Origin of the sequence: Streptomyces sp. NPDC004327 (assembly GCF_042873935.1) — a bacterium.
GTDB lineage: Bacteria > Actinomycetota > Actinomycetes > Streptomycetales > Streptomycetaceae > Streptomyces.
This window is the reverse complement of record NZ_JBIAME010000003.1, coordinates 454251-480559: the sequence shown is the minus strand read 5'-3', so window position 1 is coordinate 480559 and position 26309 is coordinate 454251. Positions and strand designations below refer to the sequence as shown.

Sequence of the window (26309 nt, the reverse complement as noted above, 5' to 3'; positions counted from 1 at the left end):
ACCCGTAAAGGAGTGACCCCATGACCGTACGGGCCGCCTGGCTCCAGTCCACGGGCCAGACCCGCGAGGACACCCGGATCGCCCTGTCCGCGCTGCTCACCCCCAGCAGCGGCAGCGCCACCGCTCCCCCGCTGCGCTCGCGGCCCGGCATCGTGCCGGGCGGCTTCGCTCTGACCGGCGACTCCGCGATGCAGTGCACGGTCGGCACCGGCCGGGCCGTCATCCAGGGCAACGAGACCGCCCAGGGCGCGTACATGATCGCGGTGACCGCCCCCGAGTCGATCACCATCCCCGACGGTGACCCGCAGTACGGCCGGATCGACGTGATCGAGCTGGCCGTACTCGACGACACCTACGACAAGAGCGGCGCCACCGACGCCGTGATCCGGCTGATCAAGGGCACGCCCTCGGCCACCCCGCAGGTCCCGGCCTCGGGCCCCGGCAGCTCCTTCCAGCTCTACACGATCTCCGTCCCGGCGGGCACCTCCGCCGGCACGGGCGGCATCGGCTGGACGACGGGCGCCGTCACCACCAAGCACTATCCGATGACGGCGCTCGGCGGCATCATGCCGACCAGCGGTTTCAACGGCGTGTACGCCGGCCAGTACCGCGACGTCTCGGGCCAGTTGCAGCGCTGGGACGGCACCGCCTGGGTCGGGTACTCGAAGGCGACCGGCGGCATCGCGCCCAACGGCACGGCGACGACCGGCAGTTACGTCGGCCAGTACCGCGACAACGCCGGCATCCTGCAGCGCTGGGACGGCGCGGCCTGGCAGTACGCCGAGGGCAAGGCGACGATCCTCTTCAGCGTCGCGCAGACCGCGATGCAGAGCGTGCCGCCGAACGCGTGGACGCCGATCACGATGAACTTCCTCGACATCGACGACTTCAACGGCTGGAACGGCACCGACACGTTCGTCGTCCCGCGCACCGGCTGGTGGCGGGTCACCGGCAACATCACCTGGAACGGCGACTCCACCAACGGTGTGCGCGGTGCCCGCATCACCGTCAACGGCGGCGTCGGCGTGCCCCGGATGACCTGGATGACCGCGGCATCCATGGGCGCCACCAGCGTCGGCGGCGAGGGCCTCATGAAGTTCAACGCGGGCAACACGGTCCAGCTCGCGGGCTACCACAACCAGACGGCCGCGGTCCGCACGCTCGGCGGCTCCGGCTACTACACCTCCCTCACCGCCCAGTGGATCCGGTCCTGACCCGGTCCCGAACCGTCCTGCTCGAATTCCCGACGAGGAGAACCCCATGAACCTGCGCAGCAGCTGGGTCGCCGAGACCGGCCAGACCCGCGAGGACACCCGCCTCACCCAGACCCCCACCACCATGATCAACCCCGTCCAGGTCCGCTCCGGCATCCTGCCGGGGTCCTACAGCGGCCAGTGGAAGGTCTCCGGCTTCTGGATGACCGGCGCCTCCGCGATGACGGCGACCGTCTCCGAGGGCCGCGCCGTCATCCAGGGCGACATCTCGCAGGGCGTCTACCCGGTGACCCTGCCGGCCGCCGAGCAGGTCACCTTCGCGGCCGGCTCCGCCACGTACGGCCGCCTCGACCTGGTGGTCCTGCGGGTCTACGACAAGCTCTACGACGGCGGCACCCGCAACGAGGCCGTCATCGAGGTCATCCAGGGCGTGCCCGAGGCCGCCCCGAAGCTCCCGGCCGTCCCGCCGCGCAGCCTCCCGCTGTACCAGGTGCTCGTGCCGGCCAACGCCAGCGCGGGCAACGGCGGCATCCCGTGGGCCACGTCCCTGACGGACCTGCGCACCCCGGTCGTCGCGGCCGGCGGCATCATCCCGGTCGAGGGCCAGATCCTGCCGGGCCCCCACCCGGGCGCGTACATCGACTCCCCGAACAACCAGCTGCAGCGCTGGGACGGCGGCAAGTGGGTCGCGTACCCGGAGGCCCTCGGCGGTGTCGTGCCGAACTCCGCCTCCACCCTGCAGGGCTCCTACGTCGGCCAGTACCGGGCCGTCTCGGACGGCCCGCTCCAGCGCTGGACCGGTTCGGCGTGGGCTCCGGCGTACCCGGGGCCGTACTTCAACGACTCGCTGGACGCGGGTTACACGCTCTCGACGACCTACGTGAACACGCTCATCGAGCGGGCCGAGAACCCGATGGCGGTGACCTTCGTCGCCCCCTCGTCCCGGCAGGCGATCCTCACCTTCGGTTCGCGCATGGAGCTGAGCCTGAACAGCGGCACCACGGGCATCGCCAGCTCGGCCTACATGTGCGTGCGGATCACCCAGGGCTCCACCGTCATCCGTGACCTGGACGACGAACTGGCCGCGATGGCCTCGAAGTCCTCCTCCCCGACGGCCGCCGTCTCGGCCTCGACCACCCAGCGCCTCTACAACCTGACGCCGGGCCAGACCTACACGGTCACCTCGTACTACCGGACCTCCGACGCCAACGTGCGGGCCTGGTTCGACAACTCCTTCATCCAGGTCACCCCGCAGTACTAGCCGAGCGCCGCTCCAGCCGCCCGACCGCCCCGATCCACAGGAGACCCCATGCCCGTACGCTCCGGCTGGCTGCTGCCCACCGGCCAGACCCGCCAGAACACCCGCGTCACCAACATCGGCGCCACCACCCCCGTCAACCCGCTGGGCGTCCGGTCCGGCATCCTGCCCGGCACGTACGACGGCAAGTACCGGGTCGGCGGCCTGTGGATGGCCTCCTCGGGCCCGATGACGGCCACCGTCTACCACGGCAAGGCCGTCATCCAGGCCGGCGCCGTCACCGACGGCGCCTACCCGGTCGCCCTCGACGAGGACATCACCATCACCTTCGCCGACGGCGACCCGCTCAACGACCGCATCGACCTCGTCGTGGTCCGCGTCTACGACCACGACGTCGACGCCCTCGGCAAGTACGACGCCGTCGTCGAGATCATCAAGGGCCAGCCGTCGGCGACTCCGGTCGCCCCGGCCGCGCCCGTCCGCTCGATGGTCCTGTTCACCGTCAAGGTGAAGAAGGGCGCCTCCGCCGGCAACGGCGGCATCGACTGGGCCGGCGGCGCCGCCACCGACCTGCGCCAGACGACCGTCTCGTCCGGCGGCATCATGCCCGTCTACAACAACGCCGGCGTGCCCGGCTCGTACCCGGGCCAGTACCAGGACAACGACAACGCGCACTTCCTGCAGCGCTGGGACGGCACCGCCTGGGTCGCCTACCCCAAGGAGATCGGCGGCATCGCGCCCAGCGGCACCGTCACCACCGGCAGCTACACCGGCCAGTACCGCGACTACAACGGCGGCCAGCTGCAGCGCTGGAACGGCAGCGCCTGGGTGGCCTACCAGCCGCCGGTCGAGGTGGAGACCATCACCACCGGCGCCACCCCGCTGCCCAACTGGACGGTCTACTCCTACAACGCCCGCCGCACCAAGAGCGGCCTGTGCACCATGACCGTCACGGTCGTGCGCAACGGCGCCGACATCACCTCCAACGCCGCCGGCAACATCACCGACGAACCGGTCTGCACCCTCCCGGCCGGCTGGCGCCCCACCTGGGACTTCGAGGCCGTGGCCTGCGACGGCTTCGGCTCCGGCGGCGCCAACATCTACAACAACGGCCAGGTCAACCTGCGTACCTGGTCGCCCAACGGCGTACTGACCGCCGGGCGGTTCGTCCGCATCTCCGCCACCTACGTCCTGTAAGGAGGCCCGCTCATGGCACTCGACACGCCCTACCGGGCCATCTTCACCGACCTGCTCACCGACCAGACCCTGGACATCCTGCCGCTGCGCGACGTCCAGTTCGACGACTACATCGGCAAGCCCGGCTCCCTTTCCGGCACCATCCCCATCCCCGACAAGGCCATCGCCGAGCGGGTGAAGAAGGTCCGCGAGGGCCGCACCGCGGTCTACCTGGAGCGCGGCGGGGACCTGTGGTGGGGCGGCATCGTCTGGACCACCACGCTGCAGTCCAGCGGCCGCGGCGTGCTGACCCTCGGCATCCAGGCGGCGACCTTCGACTCGTACGCGAGCCGGCGCCGCATCCGTACCGAGATCAAGTACGACACCCCCACCGACCAGCTGGAGATCGCCCGCCGGCTCTGGCAGGAGCTCGACGTCCAGAACTACCCGGGCGCCCCCGCCGGCGAGGAGCCCCGCCGGCTCGGCATCACCTTCGGCGAGGAGTCCTCCGACTACAAGCGCACGGTCTCCTGGCGGCTCGGCGACGAGACCGTCTACCAGGACGCGCTCGACCAGATCTCCAAGCTGGAGAACGGCTTCGAGTACCAGATCCTGGTCTACCGCGACCCCGACCCCAACACGAACGGCGCCCGGATCAAGCAGCTCCGGCTCGGCGCGCCCAAGATCGTCAACGGTGCGACCGACCTGATCTTCGACCGGCCCGGCGTCATCCTGTCGTACTCCTTCCCGTACGACGCGACCCGCGGCGGCACCACCGCGCTGGCCCGCGGCGCCTCCGTCAACTCCAACGCCGCCACCGAGTCCCGGCCGCTCTACTCCAACCAGCAGGTCGCCACCGACCTGCTCGTCGACGGCTGGCCGCTGATCGACCTTTCCTCGGACCACAACGAGGTCACGGACCCGCTCGCGCTCGACTCCATCGCCGGCCGCGAACTCGGCGAGTCCCGGGGCGCCGTGGTGATCCCCCAGGTCAGCATCCACCTGGGCGGCGTCGTCCCGCCGCAGCTCATCGGCCGCGTCGCCCGCATCCGGATCACCGACGAGTGGTTCTCCCAGGGCCTCGACGCCCGCTACCGGATCATCGGCGTCAAGGTCACTCCCCCGGAGCGCGGCCGTCCCGACACCGCCGAGCTCTACCTTGAGGAGGCCTGATGCCCCAGCTGCCCGAGGACATCATCGACCGGCTGAACCAGATGGAACGCCGGCTGAAGGCACTGTCCACCGCGGTCAACACCCGCCCGGCCGCGAACGAGTTCCGGCCCGCGACGCAGACCGCCAACATCACCCTCACCCGGCCGCTGATCCGGGTGTTCGACGGCTACAGCCACGAGATCTTCTCGGACGACATCATGACCGGCGGCCTGGCCAGGCCCTGGCTGCAGCTGATGCCGCCGCTGGCCGTCGACCCGGCCAAGTGGCCCTCCACCACCAGCGCCTCCTTCACGACCATCGCCCGCTGCTCCAACCCGATCTGGCAGCCGAAGATGCGGCTCGCCATCAGCACGGCGGCGTCGACCGGCGGCACCGGCCAGGTGCGGGTCCTCGTCGACAGCACCCCGTTCGGGCCCACCGTCACCGCCGGCACCACGTACGACTACACCGGCCTGCTGCCCGGCGACATGAAGACCCGGTTCGGCCAGACCATGAACATCGAGATCCAGGCCCTGGCCACGGCCGGCACGGTCTACGCCCAGCCCGTCCTCATCCACGGCACGCAGACCTGAGGAGCACACCATGAACATCGACCCCACCCAGCCCTGGGGCGTCACCATCGACTACGCGGGCCGCGCCGTCATCACCGAGAACGGCCACACGCTCAACGTCCGCGTGTACGACAACAGCCTCGGCTACACCCTGGAGCGCGACCCGGTGACCGGGCAGTACCCGGCGGTGTACGTCACCGCCGAGGTCAACGAGAAGGGCACGGGCGACTCCCTCCTGCGCGGCTCCGGCCTGGTCATCATCCAGGCGCAGAACGGCGTCCCCGCCGTCCCGGACCAGACCGCCGTGCAGCGGGCCGTCGGCGCCGCCCTCGCCGACTTCGAGAGCCGCCGCGCCGCCTACGCCGCGCTGTGCGCCACCTGGGCCCCGGCCACGCCCGCCCCGTAGCGGACATTCCGAGCCCACCCCGTACGTCCCGCCCCGCGCCGACCGAACCGGCCGGGGTTTTCTCATGCCCGGAGGAAACATGGCAGCCCCCCTCACCGCGGACCGGTTCGTCGCCGCGCTCCGCGCCGAAGGCGTCACCGTCGTCGAGCACGACGGCTGGCGCACCCACAACCGCGACGGTCACGGGGCCTGGGGTCCCGTGGTCGGCGTGATGATCCACCACAGCGTCTCCAGCGGCACCGAGCACACCGTCTCCATGTGCTACGACGGCTACGAGGGCCTGCCCGGCCCGCTGTGCCACGGTGTCATCGCCAAGGACGGCAGCGTCCACCTGATCGCCAACGGCCGCGCCAACCACGCGGGCGGCGGCGACCCGTCCGTCCTCCAGGCCGTGGTCAGCGAGACGTACGGGGACCGGCCGCCGGTCCCGCGCGAGCACCAGGGCAGCTCCGGCGCCGTCGACGGCAACTCGCGCTTCTACGGCTTCGAGTGCGTCAACCTCGGCAACGGCACCGACCCCTGGCCGGCCGTCCAGCTCGACGCCATCGAGCGGGTCTCGGCCGCGCTCTGCCGCGCCCACGGCTGGGGCGCCAAGTCCGTCATCGGCCACTCCGAGTGGTCCGACTGGAAGAACGACCCGCGCGGCTTCGGCATGCCCGTCATGCGCGGCCGCGTGCAGCAGCGGCTCGGCAAGGCCCCCGCGGCCAAGCCCACCGCCCCCGCCCAGCCGGCCACGCCGCGCTACCAGCCGTTCCCCGGCACCGCCTTCTTCAAGACCACCCCGAGCTCCCCCGTCGTCACCGCGATGGGCCGCCGGCTGGTCGCCGAGGGCTGCGGCCGCTACCAGGTCGGCCCCAGCCCGCGCTGGTCCGAGAGCGACCGCCAGTCCTACGCGGCCTGGCAGCGCAAGCTCGGCTTCTCCGGCTCCGACGCCGACGGCTGGCCGGGCGCCGCCTCCTGGAACGCGCTGAAGGTCCCCTTCGTGCAGTAGCCCCCACCACGCGAGACCCCCCACGCAAGGAGAACCACCATGTCCGAAGCCGCCAAGCGGACGGCCCGCACCGTGCTGCAGGCCGCCGTCGGCATCGCCGTCGTCCTGCCGGAGATCGTCGACGCCTCCGGTCTCCCCGCCACCCTGCCCTGGGTCGCCGGGGGGCTCGCCGTCGCCGGCGCCCTCACCCGGGTGATGGCCCTGCCGGCCGTTCAGCGCCTGCTCCCCGGCTGGCTGCGCACCCTGCCCCAGGCGCTCCCGGAGGCGGCCGCCGATGACCGAGTCTGATCCGAACGACCCGGTCGCCGTGGCCCTCGAACTGGAGCGGCTGCGCGGCACCCTGGAGGCCGGCTTCGCCCGCGTCGACGGCTCGCTCGCCCTGCTCGTCCAGCGCAGCGACCAGACGGACAAGCAGCTCGCCGACCACGAGGCACGGCTCGACGCCCTGGAGCGGTCCCGCTGGCCGCTGGCCAGCATCGGCGCGCTCGCCGCGGTGGCCACGGTCGCCGTCGCCGCCTGGGAGCTCACCGCGCGCTGAGCCCCCCGCGGCACGAAACGCCGAAGGGCGGCACCCCTCGCGGGGTGCCGCCCTTCGGTTCGCACTACTTACTGGTTGTACGGACCGTAGTCGTAGTCCTCCAGCGGAACGGCCTGGCCGGAGCCGGAGCCGAACGGCGAGTAGTCGATGTCGTCGTAGCCGACGGCCGAGTACATCGCGGCCTTGGCCTCCTCGGTCGGCTCGACCCGGATGTTGCGGTAGCGGGACAGACCCGTACCGGCCGGGATGAGCTTACCGATGATGACGTTCTCCTTGAGGCCGATGAGGCTGTCGGACTTGGCGTTGATCGCCGCATCCGTCAGGACTCGGGTCGTCTCCTGGAAGGAGGCGGCCGACAGCCAGGACTCCGTCGCGAGCGACGCCTTGGTGATACCCATCAGCTGCGGACGACCCGAGGCCGGGTGACCGCCTTCCTGGACCACGCGGCGGTTCTCGGTCTCGAACTTCGAGCGCTCGACGAGCTCGCCCGGCAGCAGCTCCGCGTCGCCGGACTCGATGATCGTCACGCGGCGGAGCATCTGCCGGATGATGATCTCGATGTGCTTGTCGTGGATCGACACGCCCTGCGAGTTGTAGACCTTCTGGACCTCGCCGACCAGGTGGACCTGGACGGCACGCTGACCCAGGATGCGCAGCACGTCGTGCGGGTTGGTGGCACCCACGGTGAGCTTCTGGCCTACCTCGACGTGGTCGCCCTCGCCCACGAGCAGACGGGCACGCTTCGAGATCGGGAACGCCGTCTCGTCGGTGCCGTCGTCCGGGGTGACGACGATCTTCTTGGTCTTCTCGGTCTCCTCGATGCGGACGCGACCGGCCGCCTCGGAGATCGGGGCGACACCCTTGGGCTGACGCGCCTCGAAGAGCTCGACGACACGCGGCAGACCCTGGGTGATGTCGTCACCGGCCACACCACCGGTGTGGAAGGTACGCATCGTCAGCTGGGTACCGGGCTCACCGATGGACTGGGCGGCGATGATGCCGACCGCCTCACCGATGTCGACCAGCTTGCCGGTGGCGAGCGAACGGCCGTAGCAGAACGCACAGGTACCGACGGCGGACTCACAGGTCAGGACCGAACGGGTCTTGACCTCCTCGACGCCCGCGTTGACCAGGGCGTCGATGAGCACGTCACCCAGGTCGACGTTGGCCGGCGCGATGACCTTGCCGTCGACGACGACGTCCTCGGCGAGCATCCGCGCGTACACGGAGGTCTCGACGTCGTCCGTCTTGCGCAGGACACCGGCCTCGTCCTTGGCCGCGATCCGCAGCTTCAGACCGCGCTCGGTGCCACAGTCCTCCTCGCGGATGATGACGTCCTGCGAGACGTCCACCAGACGACGGGTCAGGTAACCCGAGTCGGCGGTACGCAGGGCGGTGTCGGCGAGACCCTTACGGGCACCGTGCGTCGAGATGAAGTACTCGAGGACGGACAGACCCTCGCGGAAGGACGCCTTGATCGGACGCGGGATGGTCTCGTTCTTGGCGTTCGACACCAGACCACGCATACCGGCGATCTGCCGCATCTGCATCATGTTTCCTCGGGCACCCGAGTCAACCATCATGAAGATGGGGTTCGTCTTGGGGAAGTTCGCGTTCATCGCCTCGGCGACCTCGTTGGTCGCCTTGGTCCAGATCGCGATGAGCTCCTGAGTGCGCTCTTCCTTGGTGATCAGACCGCGCTCGTACTGCTTCTGGACCTTCTCGTCCTGCGCCTCGTAGCCGCGGACGATCTCCTTCTTCGCCTCGGGAACGACGACGTCGGAGATGGCCACGGTGACACCGGAACGGGTCGCCCAGTAGAAGCCCGCCGCCTTCAGGTTGTCGAGCGTCGCCGCCACGATCACCTTGGGGTAGCGCTCGGCGAGGTCGTTGACGATCTCGGAGAGCTGCTTCTTGCCGACGGAGTAGTCGACGAACGGGTAGTCCTCGGGCAGCAGCTCGTTGAAGAGCGCGCGGCCCAGGGTCGTGCGCAGGCGGAACGAGTCACCCTGCTGCCACTCCGGCTCGCCCTCCTCGGCGACCGGGGGAACCCAGCCGCGCGGCGGAACGGTGCCGATCGGGAAGCGGATGTCGATCTGCGACTGCAGCGCGAGCTCGCCGGCGTCGAACGCCATGATCGCCTCGGCCGTGGAGCCGAACGCGCGGCCCTCGCCCTTGACGTCACGGAGCTCACCGTCGGTGGTGAGGAAGAACAGACCGAGGACCATGTCCTGGGTCGGCATCGTCACCGGACGGCCGTCGGCCGGCTTGAGGATGTTGTTCGAGGACAGCATCAGGATGCGGGCCTCGGCCTGCGCCTCCGCGGAGAGCGGCAGGTGGACGGCCATCTGGTCACCGTCGAAGTCCGCGTTGAACGCGGTGCAGACGAGCGGGTGGATCTGGATGGCCTTGCCCTCGACGAGCTGCGGCTCGAACGCCTGGATGCCGAGGCGGTGCAGCGTGGGGGCACGGTTCAGCAGAACCGGGTGCTCGGCGATGACCTCTTCGAGGACGTCGTACACGACCGTGCGGCCGCGCTCGACCATCCGCTTCGCCGACTTGATGTTCTGCGCGTGGTTCAGGTCGACCAGGCGCTTCATCACGAACGGCTTGAAGAGCTCCAGCGCCATGGCCTTCGGCAGACCGCACTGGTGCAGCTTGAGCTGCGGGCCGACGACGATGACGGAACGCGCGGAGTAGTCCACACGCTTGCCGAGCAGGTTCTGACGGAATCGACCCTGCTTGCCCTTCAGCATGTCGCTGAGGGACTTCAGCGGACGGTTGCCGGGGCCCGTGACCGGGCGACCACGACGGCCGTTGTCGAAGAGGGCGTCGACCGCCTCCTGGAGCATCCGCTTCTCGTTGTTCACGATGATCTCGGGGGCACCGAGGTCGAGCAGACGCTTCAGACGGTTGTTGCGGTTGATGACACGGCGGTACAGGTCGTTGAGGTCGGAGGTCGCGAAGCGGCCACCGTCGAGCTGCACCATCGGACGCAGGTCCGGCGGGATGACCGGCACGCAGTCGAGAACCATGCCCTTGGGGCTGTTCGCGGTCTGCAGGAACGCGGAGACGACCTTGAGGCGCTTGAGCGCACGGGTCTTCTTCTGGCCCTTGCCGGTGCGGATGATCTCGCGGAGCTTCTCGGCCTCTTCCTCGAGGTCGAAGGACTCCAGGCGCTTCTGCAGCGCCGCGGCACCCATCGAGCCGTCGAAGTACGTGCCGAAGCGGTCACGCAGCTCGCGGTAGAGGAGCTCGTCGCCCTCCAGGTCCTGGACCTTGAGGTTCTTGAAGCGGGCCCAGACCTCGTCGAGACGGTCGATCTCGCGCTGCGCACGGTCGCGCAGCTGCTTCATCTCGCGCTCGGCACCCTCGCGCACCTTGCGGCGCACGTCGGCCTTGGCACCCTCGGCCTCCAGCTCGCCGAGGTCGTTCTCGAGCTTCTTGGCGCGGGCCTCCAGGTCGGAGTCGCGACGGTTCTCGATCTGCTGGCGCTCGACGGAGACGTGCGCCTCCAGCGAGGGCAGGTCACGCGTACGACGCTCGTCGTCGACGTACGTGATCATGTACGCCGCGAAGTAGATGACCTTCTCCAGGTCCTTCGGGGCGAGGTCGAGCAGGTAGCCAAGGCGCGACGGGACGCCCTTGAAGTACCAGATGTGGGTGACGGGAGCGGCGAGCTCGATGTGGCCCATCCGCTCACGGCGCACCTTGGCGCGGGTGACCTCGACGCCACACCGCTCACAGATGATGCCCTTGAAGCGGACACGCTTGTACTTGCCGCAGTAGCACTCCCAGTCCCGGGTCGGACCGAAGATCTTCTCGCAGAAGAGTCCGTCCTTTTCGGGCTTCAGGGTGCGGTAGTTGATGGTCTCCGGCTTCTTGACCTCGCCGTGGCTCCACTGACGGATGTCGTCAGCGGTGGCCAGACCGATCCGGAGCTCGTCGAAGAAGTTGACGTCGAGCACTATGCGTCAATCCCTCTCAGGGTTGTAAGGCTGTGGGTCTGATACGGGGGTCCTGGGGCCGGCGGGGGACTCAGTGGTTCGCACCGAGTCCCCGCACCGGACTCCCGTCAGACCTCTTCGACGCTGCTCGGCTCGCGCCGGGACAGGTCGATGCCGAGCTCCTCCGCTGCGCGGAAGACGTCCTCGTCGGTGTCGCGCATCTCGATGGACATGCCGTCCGAGGACAGCACCTCCACGTTGAGGCACAGGGACTGCATCTCCTTGATGAGCACCTTGAAGGACTCGGGGATGCCGGGCTCAGGGATGTTCTCGCCCTTGACGATGGCCTCGTAGACCTTCACGCGGCCGGTCACGTCGTCGGACTTGATCGTCAGCAGCTCCTGGAGGGCGTACGCGGCGCCATAAGCCTCCAGCGCCCACACCTCCATCTCACCGAAGCGCTGACCACCGAACTGGGCCTTACCACCCAGCGGCTGCTGGGTGATCATCGAGTACGGGCCGGTCGAACGGGCGTGCAGCTTGTCGTCGACCAGGTGGTGGAGCTTGAGGATGTACATGTACCCGACCGAGATCGGGTCCGGGAACGGCTCGCCGGAGCGGCCGTCGAACAGGCGCGCCTTGCCGGACGGGAGCACCATGCGCTCGCCGTCACGGTTCGGGATGGTGTGCTGGAGCAGACCCGCGAGCTCGTCCTCACGCGCACCGTCGAAGACCGGGGTGGCGACGTTGGTGCCGGGGGCGACCTGGTCGGCACCGATGGCCTGGAGGCGCTGCGCCCACTCGTCGGCGAGGCCGGAGACGTCCCAGCCGCGGCTGGCGAGCCAGCCGAGGTGGATCTCCAGGACCTGTCCCGGGTTCATTCGGGACGGCACACCGAGCGGGTTGAGGATGATGTCGACCGGGGTCCCGTCCTCGAGGAACGGCATGTCCTCGATGGGCAGGATCTTGGAGATGACACCCTTGTTGCCGTGGCGGCCGGCGAGCTTGTCACCGTCGGTGATCTTGCGCTTCTGGGCGACGTAGACGCGGACCAGCTGGTTCACGCCCGGGGGAAGCTCGTCGCCCTCCTCGCGGTCGAAGACGCGGACACCGATGATCTTGCCGGTCTCGCCGTGCGGCACCTTCAGCGAGGTGTCGCGGACCTCACGGGCCTTCTCACCGAAGATCGCGCGGAGCAGGCGCTCCTCCGGGGTCAGCTCGGTCTCACCCTTCGGGGTGACCTTGCCGACCAGGATGTCGCCGGCCGTGACCTCGGCACCGATGCGGATGATGCCGCGCTCGTCGAGGTCCGCCAGGACCTCCTCGGAGACGTTCGGGATGTCCCGGGTGATCTCCTCGGGGCCGAGCTTGGTGTCACGGGCGTCGACCTCGTGCTCCTCGATGTGGATCGAGGAGAGGACGTCGTCCTGCACGAGGCGCTGCGACAGGATGATCGCGTCCTCGTAGTTGTGACCCTCCCACGGCATGAACGCCACGAGCAGGTTCTTGCCGAGCGCCATCTCACCGTTCTCGGTGGCGGGGCCGTCGGCGAGGACCTGGCCGCCGATCACGTGGTCGCCCTCGGAGACGACGACCTTCTGGTTGACCGAGGTGCCCTGGTTCGAGCGGGAGAACTTGTGCAGGCGGTACGTGATGTACGTGCCGTCGTCGTTGGCCACGGTGATGTAGTCGGCGGAGAGCTCCTGGACCACACCGGCCTTCTCGGCCTTGAGCACGTCGCCGGCGTCGGTGGCGCAGCGGTACTCCATGCCGGTGCCGACGAGCGGGGCCTCCGACTTAATCAGCGGAACGGCCTGACGCATCATGTTCGCGCCCATGAGGGCACGGTTGGCGTCGTCGTGCTCGAGGAAGGGGATCATGGCGGTCGCGACCGACACCATCTGGCGCGGCGAGACGTCCATGTAGTCGACGTCGGTCGGCGGGACGTAGTCGACCTCGCCACCACGGCGGCGGACCAGAACGCGGGGCTCGGTGAACTGGAGCTCGTCGTTCAGGGTCGCGTTCGCCTGGGCGATGACGAAGCGGTCCTCCTCGTCGGCCGTGACGTAGTCGACCTCGTCGGTGACCTGGCCGTCGATGACCTTGCGGTACGGCGTCTCGATGAAGCCGAACGGGTTGACCCGGCCGTACGAGGCGAGCGAACCGATCAGACCGATGTTCGGGCCTTCGGGGGTCTCGATCGGGCACATGCGTCCGTAGTGGGACGGGTGCACGTCTCGGACCTCGAAGCCGGCCCGCTCACGGGACAGACCACCGGGACCCAGCGCCGAGAGACGACGCTTGTGCGTCAGACCCGACAGCGGGTTGTTCTGGTCCATGAACTGCGACAGCTGGCTGGTGCCGAAGAACTCCTTGATGGAGGCGACGACCGGCCGGATGTTGATCAGGGTCTGCGGCGTGATCGCCTCGACGTCCTGGGTGGTCATGCGCTCGCGCACGACGCGCTCCATGCGGGCGAGACCCGTACGGACCTGGTTCTGGATCAGCTCGCCGACGTTGCGCAGGCGGCGGTTGCCGAAGTGGTCGATGTCGTCGGTCTCGACGACGATCGTCTGACCGGAGGTCGCGACGGCCTCGGTCTCACCGGCGTGCAGCTGCACCAGGTACTTGATGGTCGCGATGATGTCGTCGGTGGTGAGGACACCCGCGTCCAGCGGCTCGTCGGCGCCGAGCTTCTTGTTGACCTTGTAGCGGCCGACCTTGGCGAGGTCGTAGCGCTTCGGGTTGAAGTACAGGTTCTCGAGCAGCGTCTGGGCGGCCTCGCGCGTCGGCGGCTCGCCCGGACGGAGCTTGCGGTAGATGTCGAGCAGCGCGTCGTCCTGGCCCTGGGTGTGGTCCTTCTCCAGGGTGGCGCGCATGGACTCGTACTCGCCGAACTCCTGCAGGATCTGCTCGGTGGTCCAGCCGAGGGCCTTCAGGAGGACGGTGACGGACTGCTTGCGCTTGCGGTCGATGCGGACGCCGACCATGTCGCGCTTGTCGATCTCCATCTCCAGCCAGGCACCCCGGGACGGGATGATCTTGGCGGAGAAGATGTCCTTGTCGGACGTCTTGTCGATGGAGGAGTCGAAGTACACGCCCGGGGAGCGGACGAGCTGCGACACGACGACACGCTCGGTGCCGTTGATGACGAACGTGCCCTTGTTGGTCATGAGCGGGAAGTCGCCCATGAAGACCGTCTGGGACTTGATCTCGCCGGTCTCGTTGTTCGTGAACTCGGCGGTGACGAAGAGCGGGGCACCGTAGGTGAAGTCACGGTCCTTGCACTCGTCGATCGAGTTCTTCGGCGGCTCGAAGCGGTGGTCGCGGAAGGTCAGCGACATCGACCCGGAGAAGTCCTCGATCGGGGAGATCTCCTCGAAGATCTCCTCCAGACCGGACTTCGTGGGGACGTCGTAGCCCGACTCGAGGGCGGCCTCGACGCGAGCCTTCCACGCGGCATTGCCGAGCAGCCAGTCGAAGCTCTCGGTCTGGAGCGCGAGGAGGTTCGGAACCTCGAGGGGCTCCTTGATCTTTGCAAAGGAGATGCGCAGCGGGGCGGTGCTGGCGCCGTTGTTCGTATTGGTCGAGGCGTTGCGCGAGGCGGCCAAGAGGGGGTCCTTCCGAGGGCTCGGACTCACTGCGCGCGTACCGGTCCCTAGCGGAGCTCCTTGGAAGACGATTACCCGATTGGCCAAAAGGCCAGGTCAGAGTGGGTCGACCAGCGAAGCGGTTGCGAGGGTATGCCCCTGGTGACGGGCAGGGGGCAGCTAACAGGCAGCGCAAAGGGTCAGTGTAGCCACTTGGCCCACTGATGTCCAGGGCGAGTTCTTCGCGACCCTCGTTGCTCTCAACTCCGCGGTACGGCGCGCCTTGCGGCGCACCTCGATACTGCCCGTTCGGTCGTCGATCCATGCCTCGGAATCGGATCGATGTGACGACGCGTCCTGAGAATTGCGCGGTCCGTGCTGTTCGTCAAGGCCCCCGCCGCTGAGCGGCGCACGGCGAAGATCACCATACTCCGCTTCCGGAGCCCCGCACGACCACCGCCACGCGGTTCCGGGAACGCCGAAAGGCGACCACCCAGATGGATGATCGCCTTTCGCACCGAGAGCGTTACACCCTCGGCAAGGAGTCGCTGCGCGCGACGAGGTGTTACTTGACCTCGACGGAGGCGCCGGCGCCCTTGAGGGCCTCGGCGGCCTTCTCCGCGGCGTCCTTGGCAACCTTCTCGAGGACCGGCTTCGGGGTGCCGTCGACGAGGTCCTTGGCCTCCTTCAGACCCAGGGAGGTCAGCTCACGCACGACCTTGATGACCTGGATCTTCTTGTCGCCGGCGCCGGTGAGGATGACGTCGAACTCGTCCTTCTCCTCGACGGCCTCGGCGGCACCGGCGCCCGGGGCACCCGGAGCGGCAACGGCGACGGCCGCGGCGGCGGTGACGTCGAACTTCTCCTCGAAGGCCTTGACGAACTCGGAGAGCTCGATGAGGGTCATGCCTTCGAACTGCTCGAGCAGCTCGTCCTGGGTGAGCTTCGCCATGATGGGCGATCCTTCCACTAATTCGGCAGGTGCCGGATGTACTGGGTGAGGCGGGCGTACGTCGGGCCCGCTGCGACCCGGGCCGCTAGGCGGCCAGGATCAGAAAGCGAGCCGAATTACTCGGCACCGCCCTGCTCGGCCTGCTTGGCGCGAAGAGCGTCCACGGTGCGGACGAGCTTCGACGGCAGCGCCTGGAAGAGCGAGGCAGCCTGAGACTGCTTGCCCTTGAAGGCACCGGCCAGCTTGCTGAGCAGAACCTCGCGGGACTCGAGGTCCGCAAGCTTCTTGATGTCATCGGCGGAGAGAGCCTTACCGTCAAGGACACCAGCCTTGATGATGAGGTTCGGGTTCTCCTTGGCGAAGTCACGCAGAGCCTTGGCCGACTCCACCGGGTCACCGGTGATGAAGGCGGCACCCGTCGGACCAGCGAACTGGTCGTCGAGCGAGGTGATCCCAGCCTGGTTGGCCGCAATCTTGGTCAGCGTGTTCTTCACCACGGCGTACTGGGCGTTCTCACCGAGCGAACGGCGCAGCGTCTTGAGCTGCGCCACGGTGAGACCCCGGTACTCGGTCAGCACGACGGCGTTGGAGCTCTGGAACGCGTCCTTGAGCTCGGCCACCGATGCAGCCTTGTTGGGCGTCGGCATAGTGCGTCGGCCTCCTTCCGGGTGATGAGGACCGCTCAGAAGGGGCTGAACAAACGAAAACGCCCCGGGCGCAGGCGCACGGGGCTCAGCTCGACCGAATCGAAACGACCCGGGAACTCATCCACAGTCACCTGCGCGGGTCGTTCGCGTCTCTCAGCGAATCCTTCGGCCTCCGTGCCCTTACGGGCGCGGCGACGACCAGCGGTCTTTGGCTTCTGGGGAAGCGTACGTGACGGGGACGGCCGGGGGCAAATCGGCCCCCGGGCCCAGGCGGGCTGCCTGCGGTCAGGACGGGGCGCCGGCCTTGCCGAGCTCCTTCATCATCGCCATGAAGTCGAAGGTGTCCTTGGCCGGCGGGGCCTGGACGGTGGCCTGGGTGCCGTAGTCGGAATAGTTGGCAGTCACCTTCATGGCGCCCTGCGGCATCTTCATGCCGACGACCATCCTGGCCGGGTAGCCGTCCTCGTTGACCCACAGCTCGGTGTCGTAGCCCTTCACGCCGGCCTTCTTCACGCTGTCGGCCAGGGCCTTGCGGTCCTTCTCCGGGAGGCCCTTGAACGCCTTGTTGCCGTTCACGGCCTCGTCGAAGGTGATCGAGCCCTTGTAGTGCTCGGTCTGGACGCCGTCGACCTTCTCCGGGCCGATGTGCTTGATGCCGGGCGACTGCAGCAGCAGGGCGAGCTGCTGCGCCGGGTCCTGGTTGGCGCCGCCCAGGCCCTGGGTCATCTGCTTCTGCAGGGCCGGGTCGCCGGACTCCTCGGCCATGGCCGCGAAGTCCATCTTCATCCAGCGCTTGCCGTCCATCTGCGCGGCCTGCTTGGCGCCCATGTCCATGTACATGACGTTGTCCCGCATGATCATGCGGATCTTCCCGGGACCGCCGGCGCCCTTGCCGAACATGCCGCCGTCCATGGTGACGTCCATGACGGCCGGGTCCCAGCCCTGCACACCGGACATGGTGGTGGTGCCGGCCCCGGCGCCCGCGCCCGCCATCTCGATGGTCATCGTGAACTTGGCCGACTTCGCGGCCGACGTCTTCTCGTACGCGGCCGTGAGGACCTTCGTCACGTCCCCCAGGCCCTCCGCCTTCGCCGGCGCCGCCGCGGGCTTCTTCTGGCCCTCGTCGCCGTCGTCCTGACAGCCGGCGACGCCCGTCACGACGGCCACGGCCGTCAGCGCCACACCCGCTCGCTTCCATGCGGACACGGAAACGGTCATGAGTCCCACCCCTTGTGGATCGCTTGTCTTGCCTGGACCGACCGTAGCCCAGGGCACCGACAGCGCCCCAGCGAAAAAACCGCCCCCCGGGCCTCCGAAGAGGCCCGAGGGGCGGTTTCAGGACGCTGGAGCCGCAGGCGCGGCTCCCGAGCCGTCAGGCTCAGACCGCGGCCGGGTCCTCCTCGACGAGGAGGTTGCGGGTGCGGTTCGAGTCGACCGGAATGCCGGGGCCCATCGTGGTGGCGATGGCGGCCTTCTTGATGTAGCGACCCTTGGCGGCGGACGGCTTCAGACGGAGGATCTCCTCCAGAGCCGCGGCGTAGTTCTCCACCAGCTTGGTGTCGTCGAAGGACACCTTGCCGATGATGAAGTGCAGGTTCGAGTGCTTGTCGACGCGGAACTCGATCTTGCCGCCCTTGATGTCGTTGACAGCCTTGGCGACATCCGGGGTGACGGTGCCGGTCTTCGGGTTCGGCATGAGACCACGCGGACCGAGCACGCGGCCGAGGCGGCCGACCTTGCCCATGAGGTCCGGGGTGGCGACGACGGCGTCGAACTCGTTCAGGCGCTGGCCCTTGGAGATCTCGTCGATGAGCTCGTCGGAACCGACGATGTCGGCGCCCGCGGCGATCGCGGCCTCGGCACGGTCACCGGTCGCGAAGACCAGGACCCGGGCGGTCTTACCGGTGCCGTGCGGAAGGTTCACGGTGCCACGGACCATCTGGTCGGCCTTGCGCGGGTCGACGCCCAGACGGAAGGCCACCTCGACGGTGCCGTCGAACTTGGTGGTGGAGGTCTCCTTGGCCAGACGCACGGCCTCGAGCGGGGCGTACAGCTTCTCCCGGTCGATCTTGGCGTCGGCAGTCCGGAGGGACTTGCTGCGCTTCACTTCTGCTCCTGTGGGTTCAGGTTGGAGTCGTGGTGCGGGCCAGCGCCGGCCCTACCACTGGGTGGTGCCAATGTCCGGCTACCGCCGGGCGGCAAGGGGGGCTGATCAGCCCTCGACCGTGATGCCCATGGAACGGGCGGTGCCGGCGATGATCTTGGACGCGGCGTCCAGGTCATTGGCGTTGAGGTCGGGCATCTTGGTGGTGGCGATCTCGCGGACCTGCGCCTCGGTGATCTTGGCGACCTTGGTCTTGTGCGGCTCGCCGGAGCCCTTCTCCACACCCGCGGCCTTGAGGATCATCTTGGCGGCCGGCGGAGTCTTGGTCACGAAGGTGAAGGAACGGTCCTCGTAGACCGTGATCTCCACCGGGATGACCCAGCCACGCTGCGACTCGGTCGCGGCGTTGTAGGCCTTGCAGAACTCCATGATGTTGACGCCGTGCTGACCGAGCGCGGGGCCGACCGGCGGGGCCGGGTTGGCCGCACCAGCGTTGATCTGGAGCTTGATAAGCCCCGTGACCTTCTTCTTCTTGGGAGGCATAGCTCTCTCCGGGTCCTAGTGAGAGTTTTCAGCCGATCCATCCGGTCATCCGGATGGAGGCATACCGCACCACGATAACGGGTATAGCAGTGCGGCTAAAAACCGAGCAGGTCAGAGGGGCTGTCACAGCCCCTCTGACCTGTCCGGAAACCTGGTGTGTCAGTTCTTCTGGATCTGGTCGAAGCTGAGCTCGACCGGGGTCTCGCGACCGAAGATCTCGACGAGGCCCTTGACCTTCTTCGAGTCGGCGTTGATCTCGTTGATCGTGGCCTGGAGGGTGGCGAAGGGGCCGTCGGTGACGGTGACCGAGTCGCCGACCTCGAAGTCGAGGACCTGGACCTCGACCTTGCGGGCGGGAGCCGGGCGGCCCTCGGCCTCGGCGGCCTCGCGGGCGGCCTTCTCCTCGGCCTCCGGGGCGAGCATCTTGACGATCTCGTCCAGGGTCAGCGGGTACGGGTCGTAGGCGTTGCCGACGAAGCCGGTGACGCCGGGCGTGTTGCGGACGACGCCCCAGGACTCGTTCGTCAGGTCCATGCGGACGAGCACGTAACCGGGCAGCTTGTTCTGCCGGACGTTCTTGCGCTCGCCGTTCTTGATCTGGACGATCTCTTCCTCGGGGACCTCGGCCTGGTAGATGAAGTCCTCGACGTTGAGCGAGACGGCGCGCTGCTCCAGGTTGGCCTTCACGCGCTTCTCGTAGCCCGCGTAGGTGTGGATCACGTACCACTCGCCCGGCAGGCCGCGCAGCTCGTCACGGAGGGCGGCGACGGGGTCGACGGGAGCGGCGGGCTCGGCCTCGGCCTCTTCCTCGGCCTCCTCGGCCTCTTCCTCGGCGGCCTCGAGGTCGGAGACCTCGGTGTCCTCGTCCTCGTCAGCCTCGTCCTCGGCGACCTCGTCCTCGTCGGACTCGGTCTCCAGGGCGGCTTCCTCAGCGGCCTCGCCGGCCTCGGCGTCCGCAGCCTCGGCCTGGTCCTCGTCGGCCGCCTCCACGATGTCCAGCTCGTCCTCGACGGACTCGGACTCGAAGGCGTCGTTCAGGTTCGCGTCAGACACGGTGGCTGCTTCTTCCTGCGATACAGATGGGGTGGAACAAAAAGTCAGCCGAAGACGTACTTGACTGCTTCCTGGATGCCATAGTCAACCACGGTCACAAGGCCGATCATGATGACGACGAAGACAATCACCACGGTGGTGTACGTCGTCAGCTGATTGCGCGTGGGCCAGACGACCTTGCGGAGCTCGGCGATGACCTGGCGGTAGAACGTCGCGAGACGACCCAGAGGGCCCTTCTTCCCGCGCTTGCCGCCCTTCCGAGTCTTCTTGGACTCGGGCACTGCATCCTCGGCATCAGGCATGTCGATGGAGCCTACGGCGTCCGTCACGATCACTCACCTGATTCCGGGTCGTGGCCGTGCCGCGCCCGGAATGGAGCCGCACGGCGGTGCATTGAAGTACGTACATGCGCACACAACCAGGTGGTGTGTGTAGCAGGGCCGGAGGGACTTGAACCCCCAACCGCCGGTTTTGGAGACCGGTGCTCTACCAATTGAGCTACGACCCTTTGTGGCTTCCCCAACCTACCGCATCGTGAGATGTGGTCTGTGAGGGCCAACGAGCAGTGAGTGTACGTGGTCATGGGGCCTTACGTCGAACAGGTAACTCGCCGGCCTGCCGACCGGCCCTCTCCGGACCCTGCCGAAACCCTGACGAAACCCTGCCGAAAGCCCGCTCGGCGGGCGTGTACGACCGGGAATGACCGTTCCTGTCCGCTCCGTGAAACCCGCTTACACGCGCCTGAAGAGGTCTGGGACGATGGCCGCATGAGCGCTGCTACCCCTCCCACCGAGCGCCGGGTCTCCGCCCGGATCGGTGCGATCTCCGAGTCCGCCACCCTCGCCGTCGACGCCAAGGCCAAGGCCCTCAAGGCCGCCGGGCGCCCGGTCATCGGCTTCGGCGCGGGTGAGCCCGACTTCCCGACGCCGGACTACATCGTCGAGGCGGCCGTGGAGGCGTGCAAGAACCCGAAGTACCACCGCTACACGCCGGCCGGCGGTCTGCCCGAGCTGAAGGCCGCCATCGCCGCGAAGACGCTGCGCGACTCCGGCTACGAGGTCGACCCGTCCCAGGTCCTGGTGACCAACGGCGGCAAGCAGGCCATCTACGAGGCGTTCGCCGCGATCCTCGACCCGGGCGACGAGGTCATCGTCCCGGCCCCGTACTGGACCACCTACCCCGAGTCGATCCGCCTCGCCGGCGGTGTCCCGGTGGAGGTCGTGGCCGACGAGACGACCGGCTACCGCGTCTCGGTGGAGCAGCTGGAGGCGGCCCGCACGGAGCGGACCAAGGTCGTCCTGTTCGTCTCCCCGTCCAACCCGACCGGCGCCGTCTACAGCGAGGCCGAGACCGAGGCGATCGGCCGCTGGGCCGTCGAGCACGGTCTGTGGGTCCTCACGGACGAGATCTACGAGCACCTGGTCTACGGCGACGCCTCCGCCGTGTCCCTGCCGGCGGTCCTGCCGGAGCTGCGCGACAAGTGCATCGTGGTCAACGGCGTCGCCAAGACGTACGCGATGACGGGCTGGCGCGTGGGCTGGATCATCGGCCCGAAGGACGTCGTGAAGGCCGCGACCAACCTCCAGTCGCACGCCACCTCCAACGTCTCCAACGTGGCGCAGGTGGCCGCGCTGGCCGCCGTGTCGGGCAACCTGGACGCGGTCGCCGAGATGGGGCGCGCCTTCGACCGCCGCCGCCAGACGATCGTGAAGATGCTCAACGACATCGAGGGCGTCGTCTGCCCGACGCCCGAGGGCGCGTTCTACGTGTACCCGTCGGTGAAGGCGCTGCTCGGCAAGGAGATCCGCGGCAAGCGCCCGCAGACCTCGGCCGAGCTGGCCTCGCTGATCCTGGACGAGGCCGAGGTCGCGGTCGTCCCGGGCGAGGCCTTCGGCACGCCGGGCTACCTGCGGCTCTCGTACGCGCTGGGCGACGAGGACCTGGTCGAGGGCGTGTCCCGGATGCAGAAGCTGCTCGCCGAGGCGCGCGACTGAAGCTCCCCTTGACGTTGAGGTGTGAGGGCCCCTGCTTCCCGGAGCAGGGGCCCGTTTTTACGTTCTAGCAAGGTCCCGATCGGGGAAACGGACTGTATTCGTCCATTCGGGTGCGGCAGGATCGGCCAATGGAGCACGTTCACCGCGATCTCAGCACCCTTCCGAAGGCCCATCTGCACCTGCACTTCACCGGTTCGATGCGGCCCACCACCCTGATCGAGCTGGCCGACAAGTACGGGGTGCACCTCCCCGAGGCGCTCAAGAGCGGGACACCGCCCAGGCTCCGGGCCACGGACGAGCGCGGCTGGTTCCGGTTCCAGCGGCTGTACGACATCGCCCGCTCCTGCCTGCGCGAGCCCGAGGACATCCAGCGCCTGGTGCGCGAGGCGGCCCAGGAGGACGTCAGGGACGGCTCGGGCTGGCTGGAGATCCAGGTCGACCCCACCTCGTACGCGCCGCTGCTCGGCGGCCTCATCCCGGCCATGGAGATCATCCTGGACGCGGTGGACGCGGCCTCGCGCGAGACCGGGCTCGGGATGCGGGTCGTGATCGCGGCGAACCGCATGAAGCACCCGCTGGAGGCGCGCACCCTGGCCCGGCTCGCGGTGCGGTACGCGGAGCGGGGCGTGGTCGGCTTCGGGCTCTCCAACGACGAGCGCCGGGGCATGGCCCGCGACTTCGACCGGGCCTTCGCCATCGCGCGCGAGGGCGGACTGCTCGCGGCCCCGCACGGCGGCGAGCTGACCGGCCCCTCCTCCGTGCGGGACTGCCTGGACGACCTGCGGGCGGCCCGGGTCGGCCACGGCGTGCGGGCCGCGGAGGACCCGCGGCTGCTGCGCAAGCTCGCGGAGCGTCAGGTGACGTGCGAGGTCTGCCCGGCGTCGAACGTGGCGCTCGGCGTGTACGAGAAGCACGAGGACGTGCCGCTGCGCACCCTGTTCGAGGCGGGCGTCCCGCTGGCCCTGGGCGCCGACGACCCGCTGCTCTTCGGCTCGCGGCTCGCCGCCCAGTACGGCATCGCGCGCGACCACCACGCCTTCACGGACGCGGAGCTGGCGGAGCTGGCCCGGCAGTCGGTGCGGGGCTCGGCGGCGCCTGAGGACGTCCGCCGCACGATGCTCTCCGGGATCGACGACTGGCTGGCCGCCCCGGCCGCCTGACGGCCCCGGTCAGGCGATGCCGGCCATCAGTGTGCGGGCGATCGAGCGGGCGAACTCGTCGAGGGGCTGCGGGGGCCTGCCGTCGGGGGACATCTCCCAGGCGAAGGCGCGGTGCACGCAGGCGCCGAGGAGCAGGGCCGCCGCGGCCTGGCAGTCGGCGCCGGCGGAGATCCTGCCGTGCGCCTGCTCGGCGCGCAGGTACTCGGTGAGGCCCTCGATGGGCTTGTGCGGGCCGACGCCGAGCTCCCGCATGACCTCCTCGTGACGGGCCTTGAGCTGCGGCTCGGCGTAGAGGGAGGCCGCCATCGGGAAGGTCTGCTCGTAGAAGAGCGCGGCCCGGCGGGCGATCTCCGCGAGGTTCTCCTCGACGCCGCGGCCCTGCGGGTCGACGGCGAGCGTGCCGAGGAGGGTGCCGAGGCGCGGCAGCCGTTCGTTGAGGACGGTGACGAACAGCTCCTCCTTGCTGGAGAAGTACTTGTAGAGCGCGGCCTCGGAGCAGCCGGCCGCCTTGGCGATCTCCTTGGTGGTCGTACGGGCCAGGCCGGCCGTGCGCATGAGGTCGCGAGCGGCGTCGACGATCCGGGTCCGGGTCGGCTTCTGGTCCACGGCGGCTCCTGGGATTTCGTGGGCGAAACGGCTTGACGGGTGAGTGAGTACTTACCCACTCTAGAGGTGAGTGAACACTTACCCACCCCTAGGAGGGTGTGCCATGAAGCTCACGGTCTTCGGTGCCACCGGCGGCATCGGCCGGCAGCTCGTCAGCCAGGCCCTGGACGCGGGCCACGAGGTGACCGCCGTGGTCCGCGACCCGGCCCGCCTCACCGTCACGGGTCCGCGCCTCGACGTCGCCCGCTCCGACCTCTCCGATCCTGAGTCCCTGCGCGCGGCCGTCTCCGGCCGTGACGCGGTCCTCTCCGGCCTCGGCGCCCGCAGCCGCGCGGACGCCGGCGTCGCGGCCCGGCTGACCCGCTCGGTCCTGCGCGCCATGGAGGCGGCCGGTACCCGCCGCCTCCTCGTCGTCAGCGCCGCCCCGCTCGGCCCGGTCCCGCCCGGCCAGGGCGTCGCGGACAGGGCCATGCTCGCGGTCGTCAACTCGCTCCTGAAGGACGTCTACGCCGACCTGCGCGAGATGGAGGCCGAGCTCGCCGCGAGCGCGACCGACTGGACCGCCGTCCGCCCGCCCCGCCTCACCGACAAGCCGGTCACGGGCCGCTACCGCCGCGTGGTCGGCGGCACGCCACCGCGCGGCCGCACGCTGGCGCGCGCGGACGTGGCGCACGCGATGCTGGCGATGATCGACGACGCGGCGACGGTGAAGCAGGGCGTGGGCGTGGCGTACTGACCGGATCCGGGATCCGGGAGATCGGATCCAGGATCCGAGCGATTGGCTCCCGGATCCGGGAGCCTGGATCCCGGATTCCCGATCCCGAATCCAGCAGATCGGATCCCGGATCCGATCTCCGATCTCAGATCTCGACGCCGACCGTCACCGGCTCGTTGACCAGCGTGATCCCGAACGCGTCCCGGACCCCGGCGACAACCTCGCGGGCGAGCGCGAGCAGGTCCTCCGTGGTCGCCTCGCCGCGGTTGGTGAGCGCGAGGGTGTGCTTGGTGGAGATGCGGGCGGGGCCGGAGCCGTAGCCCTTCACGAAGCCGGCCTTGTCGATCAGCCAGGCCGCGGAGGTCTTCATCGCGCCGTCCTCGCCCGCCGGGTACGCGGGCGCGGCGGTGTCGGGCCCGAGGCGCTCGGCGACGCGGCCGAGGAAGGTCTCGTACTCCCCCGCCGCGAGGATGGGGTTGGTGAAGAAGGAGCCGGCCGACCACGTGTCGTGGTCCTCCGGGTCGAGCACCATGCCCTTGCCGGCGCGCAGCCTCAGGACGGTCTCGCGCGCCGTCGCCAGCGGCACCCGGTCGCCCGCCTGGACGCCGAGGGCCCGGGCCGTCTCCGGGTAGGCGATCGGCGCCGACATGCCGTCGGCGTCCGCGAGCTCGAAGCGGACGCGGAGCACGACGTAGCGGTCGGGCTGGTCCTTGAAGCGGCTGTGGCGGTACGAGAAGGCGCACTCGGCGTTGGTGAGGACGACCGTCTCCTCGGCCCGCCGGTCGTAGGCGACGACCTCGGTGATGGTGGCGGAGACGTCCTGCCCGTACGCGCCGACGTTCTGGATGGGGGTGGCGCCCGCGGAGCCGGGGATCCCGGCCAGGCACTCGATCCCGGCGAGCCCGGCCTCCACGGTCCGCGCGACGGCGTCGGTCCAGACCTCGCCGGCGGCGAGTTCGAGCCGGGTCCCGTCGAGCGAGAAGCCCTTGGTGGCGATGTGCAGGGCGGTGCCGTCGAAGCCCTTGTCGCCGATGACCAGGTTGGAGCCGCCGCCGATCACCAGGAGCGGCGTCCCGGCGGCGTCGGCCTCGCGGACCGCGGCGACGACCTCGTCGTCGGTGGTGGCCGTGACGAGCCGGCCGGCGGGTCCGCCGAGCCGGAAGGTGGTCAGGGGGGCGAGAGGGGCGTCGTGGAGTACGTGCACGGGCTCAAGAGTACGGGCCCCTCCCGTACGGAAGGGGCCCGTGGTGTCCGTGCCGGTCAGCCGAGCTGGACCACGGCCCGCGACATGCCGAGCACCTTCTGCCCGGCCGCGGTCGCCGTGATGTCCACGCGCACCCGCTGGTCGTCCAGCTTCGCGGCCACCTTCGCCGAGACCTCGATCACGGCGCCCTCGTCGTCGTTCGGGACGACGACGGGCTTGGTGAAGCGGACGCCGTACTCGACGACGGCCGCCGGGTCGCCGGCCCAGTCGGTCACCACGCGGGCCGCCTCGGCCATGGTGAACATGCCGTGGGCGATGACGTCGGGCAGGCCGACTTCCTTGGCGAACTTCTCGTTCCAGTGGATCGGGTTGAAGTCACCGGAGGCGCCGGCGTACCGGACCAGGGTGGCGCGCGTCACCGGGAAGGTCTGCGCGGGCAGCTCGGTGCCGACCTCGACCTCGTCGTAAGTGATCTTCGCGGTCACGG

The 26309-nt window shown here is 69.1% G+C and carries 24 protein-coding genes and 1 tRNA gene; 12 read left to right on the top strand and 13 right to left on the bottom strand.

Going from position 1 to position 26309, the window contains the following annotated elements; genetic code table 11:
- Window positions 1-20: 20 nt before the first annotated feature.
- The 9 genes from ACFYU9_RS12725 to ACFYU9_RS12685 all read left to right on the top strand — a co-directional run bounded on the left by ACFYU9_RS12725 (window position 21) and on the right by ACFYU9_RS12685 (window position 7307).
- A complete protein-coding gene (locus tag ACFYU9_RS12725; RefSeq protein ID WP_389204817.1) occupies window positions 21-1214 on the top strand; it encodes a hypothetical protein in 1194 nt (397 codons plus the stop codon).
- Between the two features lie 46 nt (window positions 1215-1260).
- Window positions 1261-2475, top strand: coding sequence for a hypothetical protein (locus tag ACFYU9_RS12720; RefSeq protein WP_389204818.1), 1215 nt, complete (start codon window positions 1261-1263; stop codon window positions 2473-2475).
- A 48-nt stretch (window positions 2476-2523) separates the two neighbouring features.
- Window positions 2524-3669, top strand: a complete 1146-nt coding sequence (locus tag ACFYU9_RS12715) for a hypothetical protein (RefSeq protein WP_389204819.1) — start codon at window positions 2524-2526, stop codon at window positions 3667-3669.
- Window positions 3670-3681: 12 nt separating this feature from the next.
- On the top strand, window positions 3682-4821 hold the full coding sequence (locus tag ACFYU9_RS12710; protein WP_389204820.1) for a hypothetical protein: 1140 nt from the start codon (window positions 3682-3684) through the stop codon (window positions 4819-4821).
- Window positions 4821-5393, top strand: coding sequence for a hypothetical protein (locus tag ACFYU9_RS12705; RefSeq protein ID WP_389204821.1), 573 nt, complete (start codon window positions 4821-4823; stop codon window positions 5391-5393). Before ACFYU9_RS12710 ends, ACFYU9_RS12705 begins: the two co-directional genes overlap by 1 nt.
- 10 nt (window positions 5394-5403) lie before the next feature.
- The gene (locus tag ACFYU9_RS12700) at window positions 5404-5778 is read left to right on the top strand and encodes an ATP-binding protein (RefSeq protein WP_389344533.1); all 375 of its coding nucleotides are present in this window, start codon (window positions 5404-5406) and stop codon (window positions 5776-5778) included.
- Between the two features lie 79 nt (window positions 5779-5857).
- Window positions 5858-6769: a peptidoglycan-binding protein gene (locus ACFYU9_RS12695; RefSeq protein WP_389204823.1), complete on the top strand. Its 912-nt coding sequence runs from the start codon at window positions 5858-5860 to the stop codon at window positions 6767-6769.
- Between the two features lie 39 nt (window positions 6770-6808).
- Window positions 6809-7057 (top strand): hypothetical protein, encoded by a 249-nt coding sequence (locus ACFYU9_RS12690; protein WP_389344531.1) that lies wholly within the window; start codon window positions 6809-6811, stop codon window positions 7055-7057.
- Window positions 7044-7307, top strand: a complete 264-nt coding sequence (locus ACFYU9_RS12685) for a hypothetical protein (RefSeq protein WP_265863996.1) — start codon at window positions 7044-7046, stop codon at window positions 7305-7307. The genes ACFYU9_RS12690 and ACFYU9_RS12685 overlap by 14 nt, the downstream gene beginning before the upstream one ends.
- A 68-nt stretch (window positions 7308-7375) precedes the next feature.
- Here ACFYU9_RS12685 and ACFYU9_RS12680 read toward each other — a convergent pair whose 3' ends face one another.
- The 10 genes from ACFYU9_RS12680 to ACFYU9_RS12635 form a co-directional block, all read right to left on the bottom strand.
- Window positions 7376-11275 (bottom strand): DNA-directed RNA polymerase subunit beta', encoded by a 3900-nt coding sequence (locus ACFYU9_RS12680; protein WP_389204825.1) that lies wholly within the window; start codon window positions 11273-11275, stop codon window positions 7376-7378.
- 107 nt (window positions 11276-11382) lie between these two features.
- Window positions 11383-14865 (bottom strand): DNA-directed RNA polymerase subunit beta, encoded by a 3483-nt coding sequence (gene rpoB / locus ACFYU9_RS12675; RefSeq protein WP_389204826.1) that lies wholly within the window; start codon window positions 14863-14865, stop codon window positions 11383-11385.
- Window positions 14866-15409: 544 nt separating this feature from the next.
- Complete coding sequence (rplL, locus tag ACFYU9_RS12670; protein ID WP_389344529.1) at window positions 15410-15796, bottom strand: 50S ribosomal protein L7/L12; 387 nt, start codon at window positions 15794-15796, stop codon at window positions 15410-15412.
- Between the two features lie 116 nt (window positions 15797-15912).
- Window positions 15913-16443, bottom strand: a complete 531-nt coding sequence (gene rplJ, locus ACFYU9_RS12665) for a 50S ribosomal protein L10 (RefSeq protein WP_389204828.1) — start codon at window positions 16441-16443, stop codon at window positions 15913-15915.
- A gap of 285 nt (window positions 16444-16728) precedes the next feature.
- Complete coding sequence (locus ACFYU9_RS12660) at window positions 16729-17661, bottom strand: hypothetical protein (RefSeq protein WP_389344527.1); 933 nt, start codon at window positions 17659-17661, stop codon at window positions 16729-16731.
- Between the two features lie 160 nt (window positions 17662-17821).
- On the bottom strand, window positions 17822-18550 hold the full coding sequence (gene rplA / locus ACFYU9_RS12655) for a 50S ribosomal protein L1 (protein WP_389204830.1): 729 nt from the start codon (window positions 18548-18550) through the stop codon (window positions 17822-17824).
- A 105-nt stretch (window positions 18551-18655) separates the two neighbouring features.
- Window positions 18656-19090, bottom strand: a complete 435-nt coding sequence (gene rplK, locus ACFYU9_RS12650) for a 50S ribosomal protein L11 (protein WP_018543896.1) — start codon at window positions 19088-19090, stop codon at window positions 18656-18658.
- Window positions 19091-19249: 159 nt separating this feature from the next.
- Window positions 19250-20143 carry a transcription termination/antitermination protein NusG gene (gene nusG / locus ACFYU9_RS12645; protein ID WP_389344525.1) on the bottom strand — a complete coding sequence of 298 codons (894 nt, stop codon included), beginning with the start codon at window positions 20141-20143 and terminating at the stop codon, window positions 19250-19252.
- Window positions 20144-20187: 44 nt separating this feature from the next.
- Entirely contained in the window at window positions 20188-20472 is a 285-nt protein-coding gene (secE, locus tag ACFYU9_RS12640; RefSeq protein ID WP_389204832.1) for a preprotein translocase subunit SecE, read from the bottom strand.
- 106 nt (window positions 20473-20578) lie between these two features.
- Window positions 20579-20651 (bottom strand) — tRNA-Trp (locus tag ACFYU9_RS12635).
- A 259-nt stretch (window positions 20652-20910) separates the two neighbouring features.
- Here ACFYU9_RS12635 and ACFYU9_RS12630 point away from each other — a divergent pair.
- Both ACFYU9_RS12630 and ACFYU9_RS12625 read left to right on the top strand, forming a co-directional pair.
- Window positions 20911-22137 (top strand): pyridoxal phosphate-dependent aminotransferase, encoded by a 1227-nt coding sequence (locus tag ACFYU9_RS12630; RefSeq protein ID WP_389204833.1) that lies wholly within the window; start codon window positions 20911-20913, stop codon window positions 22135-22137.
- Window positions 22138-22265: 128 nt separating this feature from the next.
- Complete coding sequence (locus tag ACFYU9_RS12625; protein ID WP_389344524.1) at window positions 22266-23297, top strand: adenosine deaminase; 1032 nt, start codon at window positions 22266-22268, stop codon at window positions 23295-23297.
- A 9-nt stretch (window positions 23298-23306) separates the two neighbouring features.
- Here ACFYU9_RS12625 and ACFYU9_RS12620 read toward each other — a convergent pair whose 3' ends face one another.
- Window positions 23307-23903: a TetR/AcrR family transcriptional regulator gene (locus tag ACFYU9_RS12620; RefSeq protein ID WP_389204835.1), complete on the bottom strand. Its 597-nt coding sequence runs from the start codon at window positions 23901-23903 to the stop codon at window positions 23307-23309.
- Window positions 23904-24006: 103 nt separating this feature from the next.
- Here ACFYU9_RS12620 and ACFYU9_RS12615 point away from each other — a divergent pair, with 103 nt between their 5' ends.
- The gene (locus ACFYU9_RS12615; protein WP_389344522.1) at window positions 24007-24639 is read left to right on the top strand and encodes an NAD(P)-dependent oxidoreductase; all 633 of its coding nucleotides are present in this window, start codon (window positions 24007-24009) and stop codon (window positions 24637-24639) included.
- A 124-nt stretch (window positions 24640-24763) separates the two neighbouring features.
- On the opposite strand, the gene ACFYU9_RS12610 is transcribed toward ACFYU9_RS12615, so the two are convergent.
- Window positions 24764-25822 (bottom strand): UDP-N-acetylmuramate dehydrogenase, encoded by a 1059-nt coding sequence (locus tag ACFYU9_RS12610; protein ID WP_389344520.1) that lies wholly within the window; start codon window positions 25820-25822, stop codon window positions 24764-24766.
- 56 nt (window positions 25823-25878) lie between these two features.
- On the bottom strand, window positions 25879-26307 hold the full coding sequence (locus ACFYU9_RS12605; RefSeq protein WP_389344760.1) for a MaoC family dehydratase: 429 nt from the start codon (window positions 26305-26307) through the stop codon (window positions 25879-25881).
- Window positions 26308-26309: the final 2 nt, after the last annotated feature.

Excerpts from the sequence above, each read along its gene's own strand:
- ACFYU9_RS12725 (WP_389204817.1), top strand. The coding sequence starts at position 21 with ATGACCGTACGGGCCGCCTGGCTCCAGTCCACGGGCCAGACCCGCGAG.
- ACFYU9_RS12720 (WP_389204818.1), top strand. The coding sequence starts at position 1,261 with ATGAACCTGCGCAGCAGCTGGGTCGCCGAGACCGGCCAGACCCGCGAG.
- ACFYU9_RS12715 (WP_389204819.1), top strand. The coding sequence starts at position 2,524 with ATGCCCGTACGCTCCGGCTGGCTGCTGCCCACCGGCCAGACCCGCCAG.
- ACFYU9_RS12710 (WP_389204820.1), top strand. The coding sequence starts at position 3,682 with ATGGCACTCGACACGCCCTACCGGGCCATCTTCACCGACCTGCTCACC.
- ACFYU9_RS12705 (WP_389204821.1), top strand. The coding sequence starts at position 4,821 with ATGCCCCAGCTGCCCGAGGACATCATCGACCGGCTGAACCAGATGGAA.
- ACFYU9_RS12700 (WP_389344533.1), top strand. The coding sequence starts at position 5,404 with ATGAACATCGACCCCACCCAGCCCTGGGGCGTCACCATCGACTACGCG.
- ACFYU9_RS12695 (WP_389204823.1), top strand. The coding sequence starts at position 5,858 with ATGGCAGCCCCCCTCACCGCGGACCGGTTCGTCGCCGCGCTCCGCGCC.
- ACFYU9_RS12690 (WP_389344531.1), top strand. The coding sequence starts at position 6,809 with ATGTCCGAAGCCGCCAAGCGGACGGCCCGCACCGTGCTGCAGGCCGCC.
- ACFYU9_RS12685 (WP_265863996.1), top strand. The coding sequence starts at position 7,044 with ATGACCGAGTCTGATCCGAACGACCCGGTCGCCGTGGCCCTCGAACTG.
- rplL (WP_389344529.1), bottom strand. The coding sequence starts at position 15,796 with ATGGCGAAGCTCACCCAGGACGAGCTGCTCGAGCAGTTCGAAGGCATG.
- rplJ (WP_389204828.1), bottom strand. The coding sequence starts at position 16,443 with ATGCCGACGCCCAACAAGGCTGCATCGGTGGCCGAGCTCAAGGACGCG.
- ACFYU9_RS12660 (WP_389344527.1), bottom strand. The coding sequence starts at position 17,661 with ATGACCGTTTCCGTGTCCGCATGGAAGCGAGCGGGTGTGGCGCTGACG.
- rplK (WP_018543896.1), bottom strand. The coding sequence starts at position 19,090 with ATGCCTCCCAAGAAGAAGAAGGTCACGGGGCTTATCAAGCTCCAGATC.
- ACFYU9_RS12630 (WP_389204833.1), top strand. The coding sequence starts at position 20,911 with ATGAGCGCTGCTACCCCTCCCACCGAGCGCCGGGTCTCCGCCCGGATC.
- ACFYU9_RS12625 (WP_389344524.1), top strand. The coding sequence starts at position 22,266 with ATGGAGCACGTTCACCGCGATCTCAGCACCCTTCCGAAGGCCCATCTG.
- ACFYU9_RS12615 (WP_389344522.1), top strand. The coding sequence starts at position 24,007 with ATGAAGCTCACGGTCTTCGGTGCCACCGGCGGCATCGGCCGGCAGCTC.